Origin of the sequence: Ruegeria sp., from assembly GCF_040830605.1 — a bacterium.
In the GTDB taxonomy this organism is placed as follows: Bacteria; Pseudomonadota; Alphaproteobacteria; order Rhodobacterales; family Rhodobacteraceae; genus Ruegeria.
Genome location: NZ_JBFOMD010000002.1, coordinates 45,167 through 65,011 on the forward strand (window position 1 = coordinate 45,167; position 19,845 = coordinate 65,011).

General features: G+C 62.6%; 18 protein-coding genes. 7 read left to right on the forward strand and 11 right to left on the reverse strand.

The genetic code is table 11. The features are described 5' to 3' along the window. Nucleotides 1–44: 44 nt before the first annotated feature. The 10 genes from AB3N21_RS03845 to tssA form a co-directional block, all read right to left on the reverse strand. Nucleotides 45–1,280 (reverse strand): hypothetical protein, encoded by a 1,236-nt coding sequence (locus AB3N21_RS03845; protein ID WP_171175042.1) that lies wholly within the window; start codon nucleotides 1,278–1,280, stop codon nucleotides 45–47. 223 nt (nucleotides 1,281–1,503) lie between these two features. Continuing rightward, entirely contained in the window at nucleotides 1,504–4,209 is a 2,706-nt protein-coding gene (gene tssH / locus AB3N21_RS03850) for a type VI secretion system ATPase TssH (protein WP_367933963.1), read from the reverse strand. A gap of 2 nt (nucleotides 4,210–4,211) precedes the next feature. Beyond that, the gene (gene tssG / locus AB3N21_RS03855) at nucleotides 4,212–5,282 is read right to left on the reverse strand and encodes a type VI secretion system baseplate subunit TssG (RefSeq protein ID WP_367933964.1); all 1,071 of its coding nucleotides are present in this window, start codon (nucleotides 5,280–5,282) and stop codon (nucleotides 4,212–4,214) included. Next, the gene (gene tssF, locus AB3N21_RS03860) at nucleotides 5,246–7,123 is read right to left on the reverse strand and encodes a type VI secretion system baseplate subunit TssF (RefSeq protein ID WP_367933965.1); all 1,878 of its coding nucleotides are present in this window, start codon (nucleotides 7,121–7,123) and stop codon (nucleotides 5,246–5,248) included. Before tssF ends, tssG begins: the two co-directional genes overlap by 37 nt. 138 nt (nucleotides 7,124–7,261) lie before the next feature. After that, entirely contained in the window at nucleotides 7,262–7,756 is a 495-nt protein-coding gene (gene tssE / locus AB3N21_RS03865; RefSeq protein ID WP_367933966.1) for a type VI secretion system baseplate subunit TssE, read from the reverse strand. Continuing rightward, a complete protein-coding gene (locus AB3N21_RS03870) occupies nucleotides 7,749–8,588 on the reverse strand; it encodes a type VI secretion system accessory protein TagJ (RefSeq protein ID WP_367933967.1) in 840 nt (279 codons plus the stop codon). Before AB3N21_RS03870 ends, tssE begins: the two co-directional genes overlap by 8 nt. Before the next feature lie 92 nt (nucleotides 8,589–8,680). Then, the gene (locus AB3N21_RS03875; RefSeq protein ID WP_171175054.1) at nucleotides 8,681–9,178 is read right to left on the reverse strand and encodes a type VI secretion system tube protein Hcp; all 498 of its coding nucleotides are present in this window, start codon (nucleotides 9,176–9,178) and stop codon (nucleotides 8,681–8,683) included. Between the two features lie 79 nt (nucleotides 9,179–9,257). Further along, nucleotides 9,258–10,754 carry a type VI secretion system contractile sheath large subunit gene (gene tssC, locus AB3N21_RS03880; protein WP_171175056.1) on the reverse strand — a complete coding sequence of 499 codons (1,497 nt, stop codon included), beginning with the start codon at nucleotides 10,752–10,754 and terminating at the stop codon, nucleotides 9,258–9,260. Between the two features lie 3 nt (nucleotides 10,755–10,757). Next, nucleotides 10,758–11,276, reverse strand: coding sequence for a type VI secretion system contractile sheath small subunit (tssB, locus tag AB3N21_RS03885; protein ID WP_171175058.1), 519 nt, complete (start codon nucleotides 11,274–11,276; stop codon nucleotides 10,758–10,760). Between the two features lie 67 nt (nucleotides 11,277–11,343). Then, entirely contained in the window at nucleotides 11,344–12,384 is a 1,041-nt protein-coding gene (gene tssA / locus AB3N21_RS03890; protein WP_367933968.1) for a type VI secretion system protein TssA, read from the reverse strand. Between the two features lie 211 nt (nucleotides 12,385–12,595). Between tssA and AB3N21_RS03895 the strand changes: the two genes are divergently transcribed. The 6 genes from AB3N21_RS03895 to AB3N21_RS03920 are packed head-to-tail and all read left to right on the forward strand — an operon-like array spanning nucleotide 12,596 to nucleotide 17,074. Beyond that, entirely contained in the window at nucleotides 12,596–13,627 is a 1,032-nt protein-coding gene (locus AB3N21_RS03895; RefSeq protein WP_367933969.1) for a hypothetical protein, read from the forward strand. A 26-nt stretch (nucleotides 13,628–13,653) separates the two neighbouring features. Continuing rightward, nucleotides 13,654–14,073: a hypothetical protein gene (locus tag AB3N21_RS03900; protein ID WP_367933970.1), complete on the forward strand. Its 420-nt coding sequence runs from the start codon at nucleotides 13,654–13,656 to the stop codon at nucleotides 14,071–14,073. A 3-nt stretch (nucleotides 14,074–14,076) separates the two neighbouring features. Beyond that, nucleotides 14,077–14,697, forward strand: coding sequence for a MotA/TolQ/ExbB proton channel family protein (locus AB3N21_RS03905; protein WP_367933971.1), 621 nt, complete (start codon nucleotides 14,077–14,079; stop codon nucleotides 14,695–14,697). A 12-nt stretch (nucleotides 14,698–14,709) separates the two neighbouring features. Next, nucleotides 14,710–15,141 carry an ExbD/TolR family protein gene (locus AB3N21_RS03910; protein WP_367933972.1) on the forward strand — a complete coding sequence of 144 codons (432 nt, stop codon included), beginning with the start codon at nucleotides 14,710–14,712 and terminating at the stop codon, nucleotides 15,139–15,141. Then, entirely contained in the window at nucleotides 15,138–15,548 is a 411-nt protein-coding gene (locus AB3N21_RS03915) for an ExbD/TolR family protein (protein WP_367933973.1), read from the forward strand. The genes AB3N21_RS03910 and AB3N21_RS03915 overlap by 4 nt, the downstream gene beginning before the upstream one ends. Then, the gene (locus AB3N21_RS03920) at nucleotides 15,545–17,074 is read left to right on the forward strand and encodes a DUF4384 domain-containing protein (RefSeq protein WP_367933974.1); all 1,530 of its coding nucleotides are present in this window, start codon (nucleotides 15,545–15,547) and stop codon (nucleotides 17,072–17,074) included. The genes AB3N21_RS03915 and AB3N21_RS03920 overlap by 4 nt, the downstream gene beginning before the upstream one ends. A gap of 7 nt (nucleotides 17,075–17,081) precedes the next feature. On the opposite strand, the gene AB3N21_RS03925 is transcribed toward AB3N21_RS03920, so the two are convergent. After that, nucleotides 17,082–18,515 (reverse strand): caspase domain-containing protein, encoded by a 1,434-nt coding sequence (locus AB3N21_RS03925; RefSeq protein WP_367933975.1) that lies wholly within the window; start codon nucleotides 18,513–18,515, stop codon nucleotides 17,082–17,084. Nucleotides 18,516–18,762: 247 nt separating this feature from the next. Here AB3N21_RS03925 and AB3N21_RS03930 point away from each other — a divergent pair, with 247 nt between their 5' ends. Further along, on the forward strand, nucleotides 18,763–19,818 hold the full coding sequence (locus tag AB3N21_RS03930) for an OmpA family protein (protein WP_367933976.1): 1,056 nt from the start codon (nucleotides 18,763–18,765) through the stop codon (nucleotides 19,816–19,818). Nucleotides 19,819–19,845 lie beyond the last annotated feature (27 nt).

Consider the following 19,845-nt stretch of genomic DNA (forward strand, 5'->3'; position numbering starts at 1 on the left):
CGACAGATCGCCGTCCGGCCTGACACCTCTTTGTTCCGCGGCCCTTATGCGACCGCTTCGCTAATATTGTCGACCAGGGTCTTCACGCCCTTGATCATCCCGATCAGACCCGCGCCCTCGGTCGCAATGGTCTTTTTGTCCAGCGCCTTGAGCTTTTCGATGGTGGTTGAATCGTCCACCTTCATGCCATTGCCTTCCATCAGCGCCTGCATCTCCTCCAGGTACTTTTCGCGGTCCTCCAGCTTGGCGGCCATATCCGATGCGGCCCGCTTGATGTTCATACATTCCGCACCCAGCTTGACACCTTCCTTAAGCGTTTTCGAGCCCCGGGCCTTTTTCATCAGCTTGTCCGCCGCCGAGCCCAAGCTGTCCACCTTGTGGCGGGTCTTGGTCGTGTGCTCGCGATAGGCCTTGCGGGCCTTTTCGGCATCGTTCACCTTGGCGTTGATCCCCTTGACCGTCGCGTCCAGCAGGTCAGTGGCGATTTTCTTGGGATCACGGCCCTTCGTCACCTCTTCACCCATGCCAACCGCCTTGGCGGTCAGCTTCTTGATCGCCTCGATGGGCTTTTTCACCGAAATGCCGCTGGTGTCGGTGATACCCTGCCGTTCCGCCGCCTGCATCAGCACCGTGCCGCGCAGGGTGATATAGGCCTGAATGCCGGTATAAAGATCCTTGCGCAGCTTGGCCTCGTTCTTGAGCTGCTGGTTGATCTCCATACCCAGCTTGACCACCTGCACGACGATGGTCTTGTACGAGGTCACGTCGGCGCCCGACGTCGCCACCAGTTTGGCCACCGAGGCGCCGATTTTGATCGCGCCCATGGTGACCTTGATCGTGGTCTTGACGCGCGCTTCGGTCAGCAGCTTGTCGCCCTTGGCCTCTTTCTTCAGCCGCTCTTCGATCGCCTTTCGCGCCGCGCCCTCGGCCGAAGCCATGGCGTTTTTGATCATCTGGTTGGTGGCCTGGATCATCTTCTCGGCGTCGGCCTGAGCCTTGTCGCCAGGGGTGGCCATCAGCTTGGCCACCTTGGCGTCCAGCTTCACCGCCTCTTCGGTGATGACCTTTTCATAGCGCTCAAGCTCGCTCATACCGGCTTCTTCGAGCCGCTTGAGCTTGGTCGAAGGAACCGGGTCGGGTTTTTTGAGTTTGCCGGTTGTGGTCACCTCAAGCTGAACATCGACCCGATATTTCGGCAGTTCGATATATTCCAGCTTGGGTTTCGACCGGATCAGGTCGACAACATAAAACTTGTGTGGGGTAACTGTTTTCTTGGCCATAAGATTTTCCTCCGCAAATCCAATGCGTTCCGTCCAATGGGCGGTCGGCGCGTCATATTCCGGCCATCCCGGCATGAAAGAGGATCGGTTCCCCGGCCCTCTTTACGCAATCTCAGCGGAACAGGCGGCGCAGGGGCCGCGCATTCCCTTCACTGACTAACCAAAAAACCTGCAACAGTGATGCGCCGGCCCCCTTTCCGGCAACAGGCCGGCGGGTACATCACTAGTCAAACCCATAAGTGAACTCTCCGTCTGTAACGTCGATCACAACCTTGGAAATTTCTTTGCCTTCCATCATCCGCCGCAGGAACTCGGCCGAGATATCGGGCAGCATCGTATTGGTGACGATGGCGTCGATCATCCGGCCACCGCTTTCCAGCTCCTGACAGCGGTTGACGATCTCATCCACGACACCGTCCGTGTATTCGAACGGCACGCCGTGCGCCTCCTGCACCCGCTTCTGGATGCGGCCCAGCTGCAGCTTGGTGATCTCGGCGATCATGTTCGGGCTGAGCGGGTAATAAGGGATCGTCACCAGACGCCCCAGCAGCGCCGGCGGGAACACCTTGAGCAGTGGCTCGCGGATGGCCTTGGCGATGCCTTCGGGATCGGGCATCAGATCTGGATCGGCGCACAGGTCCATGATCATCTCGGTGCCCACATTCGAGGTCAGCAGGATCAGCGTGTTCTTGAAGTCGATCACGCGTCCCTCGCCGTCCTCCATCACACCCTTGTCGAAGACCTGGAAGAAAATCTCGTGCACATCCGGGTGCGCCTTTTCGACCTCATCCAGCAGCACCACTGAATAAGGCTTGCGCCGCACCGCCTCGGTCAGCACGCCGCCCTCGCCATATCCGACATAGCCCGGAGGCGCGCCTTTCAGGCTGCTGACGGTGTGAGCTTCCTGATATTCGGACATGTTGATGGTGATGACGTTCTGTTCGCCGCCATAGAGCACCTCGGCCAGCGCCAGCGCGGTCTCGGTCTTGCCGACGCCGCTGGTGCCCGCCAGCATGAACACCCCGATGGGTTTGCTGGGGTTGTCGAGCCCCGCCCGGCTGGTCTGGATGCGCTTGGCGATCATCTTCATCGCGTGATCCTGACCGATCACCCGCTGCGCCAGCCGCTCCTCAAGGTTCAGGATCGTTTCGATCTCGTCCTTGACCATGCGGCCCACCGGGATACCGGTCCAATCGCCGACAACGCTGGCCACCGCCTGATGATCGACGATGGGCAGGATCAGCGGGCTGTCGCCCTGCACCTCTTCCAGTTCGGCATTCTTGGCCTTGAGCTCTTCGAATAGCGTGGCGCGGTCCTCTTCGCTCAGCGGGCTTTCGATGTCCTCACCCTCGGCCAGCGGAACATCCACCGGCGCGCCGCCCTCGCGCAGCTTGGCGCGCAGGTCGAGGATGGATTCCACGACGGCCTTTTCCCGCTCCCACCGCTCGTTAAGGCCATTCAGGCGTTCTTCTTCCTCAGTCTTGGCGGTGCTGACCGCATCGCGGCGGTCGCCCACGTCGTAACCGGCGGTCTCATCACGGTCGATGATCTCAAGCTCGGTGGTCAGCGCCTCGATCCGGCGCTGGCTGTCATCCACCTCGGCAGGCACCGCGTGCTGCGACACGGCTACCCGAGCGCAGGCAGTATCCATCAGGCTCACCGATTTATCCGGCAGCTGCCGCGCCGGGATATAGCGGGCCGACAGCGTCACCGCCGCCTCGATGCCCTCGTCCAGGACCTGCACGCGGTGGTGCTTTTCCAGCATCGAGGCAATCCCGCGCATCATCAGGATCGCCTTGGGAATGTCCGGCTCATCGACCTGCACCACCTGGAACCGGCGGGTCAGGGCGGGGTCTTTCTCGATGTACTTCTTGTATTCGGCCCATGTGGTGGCGCCGATGGTCCGCAGCGTGCCGCGTGCCAGTGCCGGTTTCAGCAGGTTGGCGGCGTCGCCGGTGCCGGCGGCCCCACCGGCCCCCACCAGCGTGTGGGTCTCATCAACAAACATCACGATGGGCGTCGGGCTGGCCTGAACCTCGTCGATCACCTGCCGCAGCCGGTTCTCGAACTCGCCCTTCATCGACGCCCCGGCCTGCAACAGACCCACATCCAGCACCAAAAGGCGCACGTCCTTGAGCGCCGGCGGAACGTCGCCGCGTGCGATCCGCAGCGCAAACCCCTCGACCACAGCGGTTTTACCCACCCCAGCCTCACCGGTCAGGATCGGGTTGTTCTGCCGCCGCCGCATCAGCACATCGACGATCTGGCGGATTTCCTCGTCCCGGCCCACAATCGGGTCGATCTCACCGTTGCGGGCCTGTTCGGTCAGGTCGGTGCAGAACTGTTCCAGCGCCTCGCCCTTGCCCATGGCACCCGGAGCCATCGCCCCGCTGGCCTCACCCGGTTCGGCGCCGCCTCCGACTTGCGAGCCGTCCTGAGCGCCCAAACGATCCTCGGGCGAGCCATCGGTGATCTCGGCAAACTTGTCGGCCAGATCATCGGCGCCGACAGTGCCCAACTCGGGCGACATTGAGTTCAGGATGTTGCGCAGGGCGGGCGTCTTGAGCATGCCCAAGATCAGATACCCGGTCCGCACCTTGCTGTCGGAATAGAGAAGCGAGCCCCAGACCCAGCCCCGCTCCATTGAGTCCATCAGATGATCGGAAAGATCCGAAATCGAGGACGCCCCGCGCGGCAGCATATCCAGCGAGCGGGTCAGTTCGGATGCGATCTTGCCCGGGTCCAGATCGTAATGCTGGATGATACGGTGGATGTCACTGTCCTGCCCGTTCAGGATCTGGTGCAGCCAATGCTGCACCTCGACATAGGGGTTCCCGCGCATCTTGCAGAACACGGTGGCCCCTTCGATGGCCTGATATCCCAGCTTGTTCAGCTTGCCGAACAGCGCCACGCGACTGATTTCCGTCATCTTCAATACCTCTCGCTATGGGCCGGTTGGTCGGCCTCGAAATTCTGTTGGAGAAAACCGGGATAGAGGATCAGATCCTCGGCATCCGGCCTGTCCACCTCGGGCTCGTCACGGGTCTTGACCCAGCTCGTGTGCCCCAGCCGCGTCGTTCCGCCCAGACTGGCGCGCGGCACCTCGTCACCGGCAAGCACCAGATTGACCTCCCAATCCAGCGCGTCGCCCACATAGGTGCGCACGATGTCCTCAAGCCGCTGCTGCGACGCACCGCCGGGCAGCAGGCGTTCGTAGTCCTCAATCGACAGCGGCCCGATCCGGATGCGGAACTTGGCCGAACGTGACCAGACACGGCTGCCGATATTGGTCGACCGACCAAGGCCCGCCATGCGGCCCAGCTGCCAGGTATCCTCGGGCTCCAGCTCCAGCCAGGAGCCGACGAATTGCTGCAGTTCGACCGGCACATGGAAGAACGAGGACAGGATCGCCACCAGCCCCTCGACCGTCTTGGGGCCCGAGGCCAGATGGCCGGTGAAATAGTGCCGCGCCATGTCGGGCATGGCGTCGCGCTCGCGCATCCCCTTGCCTTTAAAGCCTGCAAGAGCGGCCACTTTCTGCGCAAATGGATCGTCGCCTCGGTCGAAACTGGGTGCCGGGCGCGAGGCCGACCATGCCCGATAGAGCAAGCTCATCAGCCGGTGGGTCAGCATATCTGCAAACGCCACAAAGGTCGGGTCGCGGTGGTTGCGCAGCCGGTCGCGGGCGAACTCGGTCAGATGCAACGGTAGCGGGCCGTGCGGGCCGAAAAAGCCGAAGAACAGATTGCTCATCCGCGCAGGCCGGTCCTTGGTCGCGGGATCGAACCGGGTGAGAGTGCTGGGCGGGAAGGCCAGGCTGACATCCTGCCCCATGCGCACCTTGTCTTCGCGCGGACGACGCGACTCGCCCAGCCGGGGCGCGTCGGCATAATGCGCCTCGATCACGCGCAAAGCCTGAAAAACGTGGTGTTTTTCAGGGTCAGCCGCCAGCGCGGCAAGCAGACTCAGATGATCCGGCCGAGGCCGGCCGCCGGTCTCCATCTGGCAATTTCCCCCCGTCTTTCCGTTGTCAGCACCGTTTCGGTGAAACTGTTTATCGTTGTGTATTTTCGCATGAACCGCTCAAGCACCGCGCCCATCACATAGACGCTCGTGCCCTCGAAAAAGCTCTCATCAAAGCCCAGCGTGATCTCGAGGCCCCGCACCGCAGTCGACAGCACCTCGTCGCTCATCCGCCGCACGATTGGGCGGCTGCTGACCGAGATCAGCCCTTCAAGCTGCTTTTCGGTCACCCGGTTGCCCACCGGCGCATAAATACCCAGCAGCTCGCGCAGCGCGCTGGCGCCACCGTCGGGGCCGTTGCCCGCGATGGACAGGTAGTTGAGGCTCAGATGGCTAATCAGCTTCCACGCCGCATCGCCCTGCGCCAGATTGGCGTGGGGCCGCGTGGGCGAAACCGGCGTGCGCACGGTCTTGACCGGCCCGCTTTCGGGCAGATGGAACACGTTGTCCGCGCCGGTCGCCAGCAACAGTGGCAGATCACGGTTGGAACACAGCGCCTGAACCGCCAACTGATCCAGCTCCGCCGGATATGGCGCCTGGGTGCGGTCGACCAATGTAAGGTACACTTCGGAACCCAGATACGATGTCCGCACCCCGCGCAGCCGCTCTTTCTCATTCCGTTGCCGCATGCGGCGGTGGATAGTGTAATAAGCGGGATGATTGTCCCCCGCCGCCGTCAGGTCGGTGGCGCAGTAGAAGGGGCGAAACTGGATATCGCCACCCTCGTCCCCGCGAATACCGGTGACGCTTTCGATCGCGAAGATCTCGAAATCCAGGCCCGCCGTGCGGCTGGGCACGATGTGATGCTCGGTATCCTTGGGTGTCACATGCACCCGGTCGCAGCGTCGGTGAAACAGGTTGATCGCGGGTACGGCGTTCAAGGTGAAGGCCGCTGGAGTGACCGCCGGACCGATGTCGCGCATGCCCTCGCGCAGCAGGATATAGATGTCCACATCGGTGCCCGTCGCCTTTTTCAGCGCCGGTTGCAGCCCGCTCACCTCCACGAACAGGTAGCGTTCGGGCATGGCGAAGTATTCCTGCAACAGCCGGTAGCCATCGAATGACTGTCGCGGCGTGGGCAGCAGCGCTTCTTCGCGCTCAAACCCCTTTGGCCGCGCCGCGCCTTCGGTCAAGCGCACGGCCCAATCCGCGCGGCGGTCGGTCGAGCGGCCCGTCAGCCCCTCGCACCGGGTGCAGATCAGCTCGTGCAGCGACCAGGCCTTGCCGCTTTGCGCATCCATGTGCAGAACCAGGCTGTCCATCTCAAGCTCGGCCATCGGCTCATTGTCGGTGCGCCGCAACCGCAGACGGATACCGGCCCGCGCCTCGGTATCGCGGGCCACGCCGGCAGCGACCAGTTCACCACGCCCGTCGATATACTCGGCCTCCGCTATCTCGACCGGCCACATGGTCACATCGGCGGCGGTGCGGAATTCACACGGCGTCTGCTCCCCCTCGACCAGTCGCGAGCGCAGGGGCGAGCCGCGTGGGATCAGATAACCCTCTTTCAGCGCCGCGTTGGTCACATCCGGCTCGAACGAGGCCACCATCATCGACGGCGTCGGTGCCAGGTAGTGGGGATAGACGATTTCCAGCAGGTTCGAAGTGAAGACCGGAAACTGCATCTCAAGCTCGAGCTGTACGCGCGAGGCCAGAAAGGCGCTGCCTTCCAGCAGGCGCTCGACGTAGGGGTCGAGAACTTCGATCCCCTCCATGCCCAACCGCGAGGCGATCTTGGGATAGGCACCGGCGAACTCGGCGCCCATCTCGCGCAGAAAGGCCAGTTCGGTCTCGTAATGCTTCAGCAGCCGTGTATCCATCGCACGCCTCTACCGTCCGGCAACGCGGTCTGAGACCGGAACCAAGGCGTTTGCAAACGCCTTGAAGCGGTTTGAAAACCGCTTAAGCCGCTTGCAAGCGGCTTTGCCCGTTCCGTTCAGCGGTTTCGCCATTCAGCCTCAACTCCGTTCAATCTCAACCTCGCCGGTGGTCACGTCCACCTTGCTGCGCAGATACAGTTCCAGCGGCATCGGCTGCGCCCACATGACCGCGCGAATGTCGAACTCCACATGCATCTCGCCGGCCCGCTCTTCAGAGCGTAAATCCACCGATACCGACCCTTCGACCAGACGCGGTTCGAACGTCTCGACCGCCGCCGCGATCGAACGCTGGATCTTGCGCGCCTGATCCAGGGTCGAGAACGCGCCCGAGGTCTCGCGGACGCCATAGTTCAGCACCGACAGCGCCGCATGCGGATAGATTTCGTCGTCGATCAGGTCGGAATGGTCGGTGGTGTTCAGCAGCGTCGACAGATCGCGCTGGATGATCTCGCGCAGCCGTCCGACATCGATCACCCGCGCATCGCGCCCCTCTTTCCGCTCGCCCGGCGCGTTATCGGTGAGCCGGTCCAGAAGCGAGGGTTGCAGCCGTTCCGCGAGTGTCTTCTCAGCCATCTCCAGCCGTTTCCCCGGCCCCTTCGGTCTCATCGGCCTCGGCCGACACGTCCAGCACCAGCTCTCGTATATCCATCAGGGCGATGTCCGACTTGTCTGTGGCGAGCAAGCGCTGACCGATGCCGGTATAGGTCTCGGCCCCGCCATCGACCCATTCGGTCGCCCGCGCCAGTTTGGCGGCATCGTTGCCCTGCGCCACGGTGGCCGGATAACGGGTGGGGATCAGCGCCGCCACCTCGCCGCCATTGGCCACGGTCAATGTTCCGGCGGTCCAGACCGCATCGCGTAGATCGGAGGGTTCCTCGATGTCAAGCTTGGCAATCTGAGCGAAGGGCAGCCAGAAATAGCGCCCGTTCACGATCACCTCCAGCACCGGACCCAGCCGCATGTCGGCGTCGGCGATCCACTCAAACGCCTCGCCATTGACCGTGCCAGAGGTCGCCGGGGCCGCCTCAAACGCCTTGGCGCGCAGATCCGCCGCCTCTTGCGCGTGGCCGCCGGCCAGCAGTTTCTGCGCTTCGATCAGATGCGCCAACCACTCCTGCGGCTCGCCGAAGATCAACGCCGTCTTGTCACCCGCGAACACCTTTTCGCGGTAGACCTCGCAGATAATCGCCTCACGATAAGTTTTGGCCATCATCATGGCCTCTTCGTCCATCTCGGCGCTGAGTTTCAGCTGCGTGATGGCACGGTTCCAGTCGCCCATCACACAGAGCAGCTGGAACAGGAAAATTCTTAGTTTCGGGTCTGCAGGATTGGCGCGGACCTTGTCCTGCAACGCCGAGAGCGTCGCCGCCAGATCGCCCGATTTGAGATGTTCTTCCGGCGTCATGAAACCCTCACGCAGTCAGGATGAATGCCCCCGGTACGGGGACAAAAAAGGCCCGGCGGCACTTGCCGCCAGGGCCTGCGATGTAGCAGCGATCAGCTGACGTCGCCGGTTTCCAGGTTCCACAGGAACGCGTTGCAGTCGCTCAGCGCGCCGGTGTTGAAATCGGCAATACGGTATTTGATCTCGATGCCGCGATAGGCGATGGTCCAGCTTTCCTCAGGAATCTGCTCTTCACCGCCCGACACCGAATAGCTGTCGATGATCGCATGGCGCAGGGTCCAGATCAGATAGGGCTCCATGCCCTTCTTCTCATCGTCGCCGGCCCGGCACATGTGAATGATCAGTTCCTTGGTCGGCTTGCCCGAGGCAACATAGGTCATCAGCTTGGCCGAGGCCTTGCTGAGTTCGGTGGTGCAGGAGATCTTGCCGAAATTGGCGTTGGCATAGCCGCGCTGGGTGGTGCCCAGGTCGGACATGTCGAGCGTCCTCTCAACGTTCCATTCGATCGACTTGACCGCGATCCAGTCCTTATGCTGCTTTTCCCGTGCTTCACCGGGGATCTGATCAATCTTGATAAATACGTTTTCCATTTTCCGTTCCTTCTAGCTTCGGAGACACAATACTTCGTTAAATGTTGCGCAGCCGCCTACCGGGCTGCGCAAACCCGGTTTACGCGCCTTTTTCAGATGGCAGTTTCGATACCAGCCGCAGCGAGACGGAAAGTCCCTCAAGCTGGTAATGCGGGCGCAGGAAGAACTTCGAGGTATAATAACCCGGGTTACCCTCGACGTCCTCTACCACCACCTCTGCCGAGGCCAGCGGTTTGCGCGCCTTTTCCGCCTCGGCTGAAATGTCGGCATTGAAGTCGACATACTGATTAATCCAATCCTGCAGCCACATCTGCATGTCTTGGCGGCTCTTGAACGAACCGACTTTGTCCCGGACCATGCATTTCAGGTAATGCGCGAACCGGCAGGTGGCGAACAGATACGGTAGACGCGCCGCCAGATTGGCGTTGGCGGTCGCGTCCGGATCGTCATATTCCGCAGGTTTGTGCAGCGATTGTGCGCCGATGAAGGTCGCCGAGTCGCTGTTCTTGCGGTGAATCAGAGGCATCATGCCGTTCTTGGCCAGCTCCGCCTCACGCCGGTCCGAGATTGCGATCTCGGTCGGGCACTTCATGTCCACGCCGCCATCGTCAGTCGGGAAAGTGTGCGCGGGCAGATTCTGCACCGTGCCGCCGCTTTCCACACCGCGAATGCGCGAGCACCAGCCGTATTCCTTGAACGAACGGTTGATGTTCACCGCCATGCCATAGGCCGCGTTGACCCAGCCGTATTTGCTGGCGTCCGATCCGTCGGTGTCCTCCTCAAAGGCGAACTCCTCGACCGGTTCGGTCTTGGCGCCGTAGGGCAGACGGCCCAGAAAGCGCGGCATCGCCAGACCGACATATTTGGAGTCTTCGCTTTCACGCAGCGACCGCCAGGCGGCATATTCCGGCGTCTGGAAGATCTTGGTCAGATCGCGCGGGTTGGCCAGTTCGGCCCAGCTGTCCATCTGGAACAGGCTTGGCTTGGCGCCCGTGATCAGCGGCGCATGCGCAGCGGCAGCGATCTTGGACATCTCGCCCAGCAGTTCGATATCCTGCGGGCTGTGGTCGAAATGGTAATCTGCCACCAGCGTGCCATAGGGCTCGCCACCAAACTGACCGAATTCCTCTTCGTAGAGTTTCTTGAAGATCGGCGACTGATCCCAGGCGGTGCCTTTGAACTTGCGCAGGGTCTTGTGCATGTCCTTTTTGGAACAGTTGAAAACCCGGATCTTGAGCATCTCGTCGGTTTCGGTGTTGTTCACCAGATAGTGCAGACCACGCCATGCGCTTTCCATCTGCTGGAAATCGGCATGGTGCAGAATGTGGTTGACCTGTTCGGTGAGCTTCTGGTCGATCTCGGCGATGATGCTTTCGATCGAGCGCAGCGCGTCGTCAGAGATCAGTGCGGTGTTCGCCAGCGCCTGTTCGGCGAGCGTCTTGACCGCGCTTTCCACGGCCGTCTTGGCCTGATCCGACTTGGGCCGGAACTCTTTCTGCAGCAGCGCCTCGAACTCGGATGAACCAAATGCTTCCGCGCCTTCGGCGGCTTCTACTTGGGCTTCTTCGTCGGCCATCTTTTACTCCTCCTCAGCGGCGTCTTCACCACCCGGTTTGGGCTGTGCCGCCAGTGTCTTCAGCAGCGACGGGTCCTGAATGATCTTCGAGATCAGGTCCTCAGCGCCGGTTTTACCGTCCATATATGTCATCAGGTTGGCAAGCTGCGTGCGCGCGTCCAGAAGTTCGCGCAGCGGCTCGACCTTGCGGGCGATTGCAGCGGGGCTGAAATCGTCCATGCTCTCGAACGTGATATCGACCGCCAGATTGCCCTCGCCCGTCAGGGTGTTGGGCACGGTAAACGCGGCGCGCGGCGCCATCGATTTCATCCGGTCGTCAAAGTTGTCGACATCGATTTCCAGGAACTTGCGGTCGGCAACCGCAGGCTGTTCCACCTCGGATTTGCCGGCCAGATCGCTCATCACGCCCATCACGAACGGCAACTGAACTTTCTTTTCGGCACCGTAAAGTTCCACGTCGTATTCAATCTGAACCCTCGGAGCCCTGTTCCGGGCAATGAATTTCTGTGAACTGTCGGCCATCTGATGCTCCTTGATTCATTCATCAGTGTTGCTGTCGAACCTGTGCGCTGGGGCTACCCGGCACGGGTCAGTATTCGTATTCGTCCTTGGCCTGAATGCCGCCAATGCGGCGTACCTCGTCCAGACCGTCCTTTGCCATATCCTCGATAATCGTCAGGAAATCGGCATTCACAAGGCGTTTGGCACGATCCAGCAGGATCGGAACCGGGCTGGAAGGCTCCTGCCTTGCATAATAGTCCATGATGCGGTCCAGCATCATGGTCACGTCCGCCGGTGAATTCACCGCTCCGCCACCGGAAGGCGCAGCCGCGGCCATGCCGCCGCCTGCCGGCGCCGCCACAGGGGTCACATCCCCCACATCGTCATCTGCCGGCGCTTCGCCCCCGGCATGTTTCGCGAGGACACGCTGAATTTGTTTCAGCGAGTCGCGCAGCGGTTCCAGATCCGGGCCTTCGCCCGGGGTGTGTTCGGAAAACACCGCATCAATGGCCGCCACATCGTCCAATGCGGCCCTTGCCGCATCCAGATTAGCGGTCAGAACCTCTTCGTCGGTGTCCTGAAACGCCGCACCCACCGCGTTTGCGTCAGGCACATCCTCAAGATCGGCAGGCATGTTCGCGCGGCCTTCGGTCACTTCCACATGGCGCAGGGTGAGCCGCCCAAACATGCGGCTGTCGGAAAGCGCCGTGCGCCGCAGCGCCCGTACGACCCGGTCGGTCGAGGCCAGCCCCTGCACGGCATTGATCCGCATGGTTGCGTCGCCGTCATCCTCATCCAGCTCGGGATGACAGGTCTCCCAATGCTGCTCCAGCACACCGCGCACATATCCCGTACTTGCGGCAAACTCAGGCAAACCCTTGGAGTGCAAAACCGCCTCGGCCAGAAACACCGCTGCGCGAAGCTCGTGACTGCGTTCCATCACCGCCAGCGCCTTGTCGCGGACATCGCCCCAGTCCTGTTCCTCGGCAGCGACGACCTGATCGCCCATCTGCTTTTCCTCGCCGGGCTGGGCGGCCAGCTCAAGATCGGTGAACGCCGGATCGTACTCCAGGTTCTCGCCACTCGGGGGCGACTCTTCCCGCGGCTCTAAATAGTCAGATAGGTCCATATTCTCCCCGACGGAATATCGTTATTTTTAGTCGGCTAACTTGGTCTCAATACCCGTATCTTACCCCAAGTCCGTCATGATCGGTATGATTTACTTCACACATGTACACAAGCCGATCAGGAACGGTGACCTCCTGCCTTGACGAATAATCAGCCTTATAGTCTGTTCAAAGTCAAACCCATAATACAGATTTGACACGGGACGGTCCGCAATGGCGACACAGCCGGTCGAAGGCGCCGCATTACGGCAGCTTATTAACCTTGCAAAGAAGCAGAGCCTGAATTTCGCCTTTTGCCCCGGCGCCAAGAAGGACGACATCCTGCTGATCGACCGCCGCAAAGCACCTGCGGCCCTTGGCAAAGACGCCAAAAAGCAAGGCACGACACCGAAACTGGCCTATGGCACGCTCAGCGCCGACGGCAATGTGGTCAAACTGGTCTGTGAAAGCGAACTGCCCAATCTCGCCAAGCAGATCCGGAATTATCTCAAGTCCAGCTCGATCAGCGCCAAGGTTCAGGTCGTGGGCGCCGATGGTTCGGTTCTGGAAGAGGACGCCGACCCGGACGAGGATCAACCCCGGACCGAAACCGCACCTGCCCCGGAATCCCCTGCGCCGGGTGCAGACAAAGAGGCCAAGGCGCAGGCGCTGCAACGGTTGAAAGAAGTGGTGATGCGCGCCGCCAAAGTTGGCCCCGAGGCGCAAAAGCTGGCCGCGGGCGCGGCCAAGGCGATCTCGGCGCAGGTCAAGTCGGGTGACCTGGGCGCTGCTGATCAGGCGTTGACCTCGCTGACCCAACAGATCGCGGCGTTGGCCGATGCGCCCCCTGCGCCAGAACCGAAACCGGAAACGCCCGCGCCTTCGCTGGACCGGGTGCGCAAGGATTGGGCCGCAGCCCGCAAGACGGCCGCGCAGGACATCCGATCCCTGATCGAAGGGATGCGTGCAGCCGCCAAGGACACGCCGGAACTGGCGCAGGCTCCGGCCCGCATCGCCCGGCTGGCGCAGCCGCTGAAACAGCTCGACACAAAACTCGACACGCTGCTGGACCAACTGGGCAAGACCGACAACCCCTCCGAACGCAAGAAACTCAGCGCCGCCGCGCGCAAGCAGATCCGCGACCATATGGCGGTCATGAACTCCAATTTCTTCATGGAGGTGGACCAGAACGGTTTTGCCCCCACCCGCATCCGCGCCACGGTGTCCAGAGCGCTGCGGCAGGTCAACGAGGCACTCAAGGCATAACGGGACAGCGATCAGGGGAGGATCGGATGATCGGAAAAATTCTAAGCGGTGCAGCGCTGGCGGCAGCGCTGGCAACCGGTGCGCTGGCCGAAGACGGCAAGCTGTCTATCGAGTTGAACAAGTTCGAGGCCGCTGATGCGGGCGGCTGCCGCGCCTTCTTTCTGTTCCGCAACCAGACGGACAACAGCTTTGAGCAGTTCGAGATGTCTCTGGCGATTCTGGACGGCAACGGGGTGATCGACCGGTTGCTCTCGATCGACGCCGCACCCCTGCCGGTCCAGCGCACGGTACTGAAACTGTTCGAAATACCGGAAATCGGCTGCGGCGACATCTCGGAGATACTGCTGCACGACCTGCCCGCCTGCAAACCGCAGAACGCCGAGCCGATGGATTGCTTCCCGGTGCTGGCCCTGTCCAGCAAAACCCCCGCAACGCTGGCCAAATAAGCCATGCCTGGGTTCGAGAATCTGGGCACTGGCGGGCCGATCATCGCGGTTCTGGCCGTGCTGTCCCTGCTGTCGCTGACGCTGATCGTGGTCAAGGCCATCCAGCTGTGGCCTGCGCGTTCGGGCGGTGCCCTGCGCGACGGAGCGCTGGCGCAATGGGCCGAGGGTGAGCGTGCCCCGGCGCAGGCGGCGGTGGCAAACGGCAAGGCGCCTGCCGACCGGGTCTGCGCCTATGCCATGCAGGCGCTGATCGACGGATTCAAAGGCCCGGCGCTGATGGCTGAGCTGACACGGCGCGGCAATGAAGAGTTCGCCGCCATGAACACCTGGATCCGCGTGCTGGAGCTGATCGCGATGATCTCGCCCCTGCTGGGCCTTCTGGGCACTGTCACCGGCATGATCCAGTCGTTTCAGGAACTGGAACTGGCGCAGGGCTCGGCCAATGCATCCGTTCTTGCGGGCGGGATCTGGCAGGCGCTGCTGACAACCGCCGCCGGTCTGCTGGTCGCGATCCCCGCCGCCGTCGGCGCCGCGCTGCTGGCGGGCCGTGCCGAAGCTGGGGCGCAGGCGATTGAGAACGCCGTGGGCCGTCTGATGCTGATCGAGGAGCGCGGCGCGCAGTAGGGAGGCACCTTCATGGCCAGCGACCTGAGCCTGACCCGCCGCCGCCCGGCTCGCGCGCCGATCTCGCTGGTGCCGATGATCGACGTGATGCTGATCCTGCTGGTCTTCTTCATGGTCACCTCGACCTATCTGAACCTCGACATGATCCCTGCCGTGTCGCAATCCGACCGCCCTGCCCCGGCGCAGACGGCCTCGGCCCCGTCGGGCGGCGCACTACTGATCCGACTGGGCGCGGACGGCGTGCCCACGGTGCGCGGGCGCGGGCAGACGCCCGAGGCGTTGCAGGCACTGCTGCGCGACCGGCTGGCGAGTGATCCCAGCGCACAGGTGATCATCCTGCCCACCGGCGGCGCCAAGATGCAGGCGCTGGTCTCGGTCATGGATCTGGTCACCGGCGCGGGCGTGCAGCAAATGCGCGTGGTGCGGCTGGAGGCCGGGCCATGAGGATCACCCGACCGACCGAACGCACCCGGCACGAGACCATCATCGCCCTGATCGACGTCGTGTTCTTTCTTCTGGTCTTCTTCATGCTGATCGGCCGGATGGACGCCACCGCCCCCTTTGACGTGACCCCACCCACCGCCGCCACCGGCGCCGACATGCCCGCAGGCGGCGTGACGCTCTCGGTCGGCGCCACTGGCGAACTGGCGCTGGACGGGATTGCACTGTCCGTCGAAGACGCCGTCGCCCGCGTCGGAGACATGCTGACCGCGCAGCCCGACCTGCTGGTAAGGATCAACGCCCATCGAGAGGCCACCCTGCGCGAGGTGCTGCCGCTGGTCACCAGGTTCGAGGCCTTGGGCGCGCGCGAGGTGGTGCTGGTCGTCACCCCGCCCGGTCCGGTGCGGTGAGCCGTGCACCTCTCATATGGGGCGTGGGGCTGGCCAGTTCGGTCGCGGCGCATACCGGGTTGGCCGCGGTCCTGCTCTGGGCGGTCGAGCCGCAACCGGTTACGGAACAGCCGGTGCCCGAGACGCAGATGCAACTGTCGGCCTACCAGGTCGAACGCTCACAGGCCGCCGAGGCCGAGCCGCAAAGTGAGGCGACCCAAAGCGCTGACGCCAGCGGGGCGCGGCTGGATCAGGGCGCGATCCCGCAGTCGCAGGCGCAACCGCTGACCCCGGCGGTACAAGCGATGGCTGCCGTGCCGGAGACTGGGGCCGAACTGGCGGCTGCCAACCCAGCTGGAGAGCGGACGGAGCAGGCTGAGTTAAACGCTGTCAATCTGGCGCCTGCCAAACAACCCGCCGCCGTTTTGGCCGCCGTGGAGCAGCGGCCGGAACCCGCCAACGCGGCTCCGTTATCCGCCGTCTCCCTGGTGGCTGCGGAACAGCCTGCGGATCGGCTGGCAGCCGTGGAACAACGCCCGCAACTGGCCGTCGCCGCTCAAGTGACGGCCGTCAGCCTGACGGTCGCGGCTCCGGTCGCTGCCGCCGTGGACACCACCGCTGCGGCCGAGCGTGCCAACCGCATCGACCCGGCTCCGCCGCCAGCGGATGCCATCGCACCTGCGCAGGCGCAGCCGGTTGCCCTGACCACCGCCGAGCCGGAGGTCACCCGCGCCAAGGCGGCGCTGGCCTTTGACACCGGCGACGGCCCCATCGACCCGGTCTCGTTGGCCGCGTTTCAAAGCTTCATGGCGCCCGAAGATGCCGGACAGGCCGCCGCCGAGCTGCGCGATGGTATTGAAGGACTTCTGGATCAGGTCCCCTGCTCGCGCCTGCAGGTGCAGTTCCGGCCCGAGGACAACACGCTGGAACTGGTCGGCCACATCCCGGAAACCGGCCTGCGCGCACCGGTGCTGGCCGCGCTGCAGGCGCAGATGGGGGCGAACATCACCGTGGCCGACAACCTGCTGGTGCTGCCGCGCCCGCAATGCGGCGCGCTCAGCGGCATCGCGGGTGTCGGGCTGCCGCAATCCACCGACCAAATCACCAACCCGCTGCTTCTGGGCGAGGACGTGCATGCGCGCGAGTTTCGCTACACCAGAGGTCAACAGCTGATCCTGGACCTGACCGCGCCGGATTACGACGCCTATGTTTATGTCGATTATTTCGACGCCGATGGGCAGGTGATCCATCTCAGCCCCAATGACAGCGTAGCGCTGGACCTGACGCCCGCGAAATCAGCACTGAAAGTGGGGGCCGAACAGCCCGGCGATCCGGGTCTCTACATCACCATCGGGCCGCCTTACGGGCAGGAGATCGCGGTGGCCTTTGCCGCCTCGGAACCGCTTTACGACGGCCTTAGGCCCCTGATCGAGCCCGCCGCGCCGTATCTGGAATACCTGACAGCCCAGGTCACGGCGGCGCGCGCGGCCAATCCGGATTTCAAGGGCGAATGGGTCTACTTCTTCGTCTCGACCGCCGCGCGTTGACTGCCCGTCAGGACTGGCACCCACCCATCGCCCAGCGCCGCAGGTTCAGCTTAAGCCCGCCGCCATAGGGGTGTTCCTTGGCGATGTTGCCCGCTGCCGGGTGGTCCACATAGGTATTGGCCTGCGTGCACAATGTATCGGGGGTCCATTGGTGACAGTTTGAGCACTGTTGGTCTTTCCACAGCGCCTCAGGCAGCCCTTCGATCGGCGGGGATTGCGGCGACCCTTTGATCAGATCGCTGATCGTCTTACCCCGCACATGGGTGTTGCCGAAGGTCAGGCGGGAATTCAGTGTTACGACTTCATCGCTACCTGGGGCGGCAGGCTGCGCCTCGGCCTTGCGGGTGATCGTTTTGGCGGCTTGTTCCAGTACAGCCACACGCTCGGTCGCTTGGTCGGAGAATGCACCCTGCGGATAGGCCTGCAAATAGGTCTGGTAGGCGTGCAGCGTGTCATCATCGGCCGCCAGATCGAACATCAACCGTTCCTCATCGGTGATCTTCGGCTTTTGCGCGACCTCGGCGGGTTGCGACTCGGGGCTGACGGAGGGTGCACTGCCAAAGGATTCGGCCATCACCACCTGCAGCAGATCACGCGCCGCCGGAGCGAACTCGCTGTCGGGATAGGCCCGCAGGAACAGCATGATCTGCACCGCATCGCGGGCCTCGGACACGGTTTGCCACGCCGAGGTCTCGGTTTCGAAGTCCTGAATCGGCGTCTGTTGCGGCGCAAACGAGAAATCCCGCGTCAGCGAGGATGTGTCCCACGGCGTTTGCTGGCCCCGTGTGGTGTTCAGAACGTCCACCCGCACCTTCTTGAACAACTGTTCGATGGGTAGGCCGGGCACCGTGATGTGTTCGGCCAGGCTGAGCGTGAAGGGGCTGTTGCCAGCCTCACCATCCAGCGCGACACCGCCTGGATCGGTCGCGTAGGCCAAAAATGTGCCGGTGGGCGCCTTCATCTCGGCCAGACCATTGTCGTCCATGTCGGCCAGATCCTCGAACGGGTTGTTCCGGCACGCGTCCAGAATGACGATATTGGTCTTGTTCTTGGCGGACGCCATCTGATGCAGCACCGAGCGTGCCTCGACGGCCAGCAGATCCAGATCGGCCGGATCGGACAGTGAGATATCGACGGGCAGCAGGTAGTTTGAGCCGAATGACTGCACACCATGTCCGGCATAATAGAAGAGCCCCGCCGCCTCTGACCCCGCCGCCCTCAGATCACGGCCGAACTGCGCAATCGCACGTTTCATCGCGACCTGATCGCTGTCGGTCAGTTCCGTGACCTCAAAGCCCAGTTCGTTCAGCCTGCGCGAGATCAGGCGGGCATCGTTCGAGGGGTTGTCCAGCGCCGTCACCGACCCATAGGCCGAATTGCCGATCACCAATGCGATCCGCGGTTCCGCCAGGACCATCTCGCCCCATACCAGTGCCAACATCACCGTTAGAATTCGATGCAAACGGTTCACTGCTTGTCTTTAACCCCGATCCTTGATCCGACACATACGCCGGCATCTCGTAGCGACACTTTGTACGAAACCACAAGACGCATGTCTGTGATCACGGTAACAGATGCGCCAGCGTATATGACGTACATGTCATCAGGAAAACACCGCATTTTTGGCTTTCTTGTGGCCAAGACCTGACATACTCCGAATTTAAGCGAAATAACGGGAGGCCACGCAGATGTTCAGGACGACTTTTTTGGGATCAGCCATCGCAATGGGTATGGCGCTGCTGGGAGCGAGTGCCTGGGCACAGAGTGCCGACCCGTTTGAGCATGGCTGGAAGCTGGACGCCGAATCATCCGAGTTGCAGTTCCTATCAGTCAAGAAGAACTCGGTCGCCGAACTGAGCGGTTTTGCCACCTTCTCCGGTGTGATCAATGAGTCCGGCGCCGCCGAGATCCGGGTTCAGATGGATTCGGTGGATACCAAGATCGACCTGCGCAACGTGCGGATGCGGTTCCTGTTCTTTGAGACGTTCAAGTTCCCCGAGGCGGTCATCACCGCGCAATTGCCCGCGGATCAGTTGACCGATCTGCACGTGTCCCGGCACAAGATCATCGACTTGCCCTATCGGTTGGAGCTGCACGGGCTGACGCAGGAGCGCACGGCCAAGGTGGCGATCACATTGGTGGACAATGACCGTGTGGCCGTGGCCAACGCCGCGCCCATCGCCATCGCTTTGCCGGACTTCGGCCTGGAAGAAGGCCGGGGCAAACTGGAAGAGGCGGCCTCGGTCGATATTCTGCCGTTTGGGTTCGTCAGCTTTGGGCTCGTCTTCGACCGCGCCCAGCCCGGCACGCCGCCGCAGCTGGAACTGGTGGCTGCAACCCCGGGGGCCGCAGCGCTTGAGACCAAGGGCGATCTGGATCGCGAAGCATGCGAAGGCCGGATGGAGATTCTTTCGCGCACCGGCAACATCTATTTCCGCTCTGGCAGTGCCCGGCTGAGTCAGGATTCGATCCCGCTGCTGACCAATCTGCACGACATCGTGCGGCGCTGCCCGAGCCTGCGGATCGAGATTGGCGGGCACACGGACAGCGACGGCTCGGACGCGGCAAACCGGGCGCTCAGCGAGCGTCGGGCACAAGCGGTAAACGACTATCTGGTTGGACAGGGCATCGCACGCGAGCGGCTGGTAACCGTCGGCTATGGCGAGACCCGACCCGTTACGTCCAACGACACCGCTGACGGCAAACGCCGCAACCGCCGCATCGAATTCGTGCCGATCCAATGATGCAAGAAGCCAAGGCGGCTGAGGCTG